Here is a 2,288-nt window from a genome sequence, read left to right on the forward strand (position 1 = left end):
CCTCAGGTACGGCACCCCGCGAGCCCTCCCGGCTCGCGGGGTGTCGTGCATCGGGCTCAGCAGGCTTGCGATGATGGCGTGGATGGGCACTCGATGGCAGGACACGGCTGCGCCACGCGGCGATGACTACGACCTGCGGTGGGCACGCCTCGCTGCCTCGGGCAGGACCATCCACGGAGAAGCCGACCTCGTCGACGACATGCTCGAGAAGACCCGCGCCAGTCGGATTCTCGACGCGGGGTGCGGCACCGGCCGAGTCGCCGTCGAACTCGCCCGCCGTGGGTATTCGGTGGTCGGCGTCGACGCGGACCCGGGAATGCTCGACACCGCACGCGGCAAGGACCCCGAGATCCCCTGGATCAACGCTGATCTCGGCGATCTCGAGGCACGGCTGGACTCCACGTTCGAACTCATCCTGCTGGCAGGCAACGTCATGATCTTCCTCGATCCAGGCAGTGAGGGCCGCGTCCTGAGCCAACTCGCCAACCGACTGGCCACCGACGGACTCCTGGTGGCGGGCTTCTCGATTCGACCTGGCCGGCTGCAGCTCAACGAATACGACAGCCTCGCCGAAACGGCGGGGCTGCGGCTTCATCGGCGTTGGGCCACGTGGGATCGCGAGCCCTTCTCGAACGGGGACTACGCGGTCTCCGTCCATCGGCGGGCCGCAGCCGAGGAGGCCTCTCGGTGACCGCGCCCGTCGGCAGGTTGGCGTCGATCTCGCTGGACTGTCCCGACCCGAACGCCTTGGCCCTGTTCTACGCGGAGCTCCTTGGAATGCGGCGATCCTTCGAGAGCCAGGACGGCCGGATCATCGGCGTGTCCGACGGGACGCACTGGCTGACGATGATGCGGGTCGACGACTATGTCTCGCCGTCCTGGCCGCATCCCGGTCAGCTGCAACAGATGCACCTCGACGTCTCGGTCACCAACCTCGAGGCTGCGACCACGCGGGCCGTGGACCTCGGCGCACGGCTCGCCGGGCATCAGGTCGCCCCCGACGCCTGGCGGGTGCTCCTGGATCCGGCCGGTCACCCGTTCTGCCTGACGACGGTCACGGCCGATTGACGGGGACGGCGCGGCGGTCGCCAAGTCGCTAAGCTGGCGCCTCTCGACGGCTCGAAGTCGGGACGGCTACCAGCGAGGAGTGACCATGGCTGCTGACGCAGACGCCGCGCCCTCGCCCGCCGTCTCGAAATCCGCGGCAGGGCACATCCGGCTGACGTCGCACAGCGGGGGCGCCGGCGCCCTGCAGATCCACTGGGACGCCCCGACGGCGGCGGAACGTGGGCCCGTCATCGGCACCACGACCAGCAGGGCGAACCGCAACGTGATCGGCACGCACAGCGGCTCATACAGCGTCTACCGCGCTCTTGCCGTCGCCGCTGGCGCGTTGTCGCGCGAGCACAAGGCCGACCTCACGAACACCGCACCCACCGACGTCATCGGTCCATATCCGCAGTGGAGCGAACCGGGCAAGATCGTCAGCCTCGACCCCTGGGGCGCCATGGTCGCCGAGGTGTTCGCCGACGAGTTGGCCGCAGGCCACGACATGCGCCCGTCGATCGCCGTCACCAAGGCGCACGTGATGCTGCCCGAGGTCGTCGAGGCCGTGCAGAAGGGCCGGCTCTCCCCCGACGGCCGCATCCTGTTGCCCAGCGGCGCCGCGCTGGTGACGAAGGCGGCGATCGAGCCGGTCTGGTATCTCCCCGGCGTGGCGCGACGGTTCAATTGCAGCGAGACCGACCTTCGGCGCGTGCTCTTCGAGGAGACCGGTGGCATGTACCCGGAGCTCGTCACCCGCTCGGATCTGGAGGTGTTCCTGCCCCCGATCGGCGGCCAGACGGTGTACGTCTTCGGCGACGCCCGCGATCTTGCCGACCCGTCCATCGAACTGACGGCCCGCGTGCACGACGAGTGCAACGGCTCGGACGTCTTCGGCTCCGACATCTGCACGTGCAGGCCCTATCTCACGCATGCGATCGAGGAGTGCATCCTCGGCGCGCAGCGTGGTGGCGTTGGGCTGGTTTCCTACTCCCGCAAGGAAGGTCGCGCCCTCGGCGAGGTGACCAAGTTCCTGGTCTACAACGCGCGCAAGCGGCAGGTCGGCGGCGACACCGCCGATCAGTACTTCGCCAGGACGGAGTGCGTTGCGGGCGTGCAGGACATGCGTTTTCAGGAACTGATGCCCGACGTGCTGCACTGGCTGGGGGTTCGCAAGATCCACCGCCTCGTCTCGATGAGCAACATGAAGTACGACGCCATCACCGGCTCGGGTATCGAGGTCG

3 protein-coding genes are annotated in these 2,288 nt (G+C 68.5%); all 3 read left to right on the forward strand.

What is annotated here, in order from left to right:
- Positions 1 to 82 precede the first annotated feature (82 nt).
- Positions 83 to 691, forward strand: coding sequence for a class I SAM-dependent DNA methyltransferase (locus ACRDUX_RS06415; protein WP_526412108.1), 609 nt, complete (start codon positions 83 to 85; stop codon positions 689 to 691).
- Positions 688 to 1,068, forward strand: a complete 381-nt coding sequence (locus tag ACRDUX_RS06420) for a VOC family protein (protein WP_526412104.1) — start codon at positions 688 to 690, stop codon at positions 1,066 to 1,068. The genes ACRDUX_RS06415 and ACRDUX_RS06420 overlap by 4 nt, the downstream gene beginning before the upstream one ends.
- A gap of 85 nt (positions 1,069 to 1,153) precedes the next feature.
- Positions 1,154 to 2,288, forward strand: a 1,135-nt coding sequence (locus ACRDUX_RS06425; RefSeq protein ID WP_526412106.1) for a GTP cyclohydrolase II, incomplete at its 3' end; no start/stop codon positions are given.

Source organism: Mycobacterium sp., assembly GCF_050701675.1.
Lineage (GTDB): Bacteria > Actinomycetota > Actinomycetes > Mycobacteriales > Mycobacteriaceae > Mycobacterium.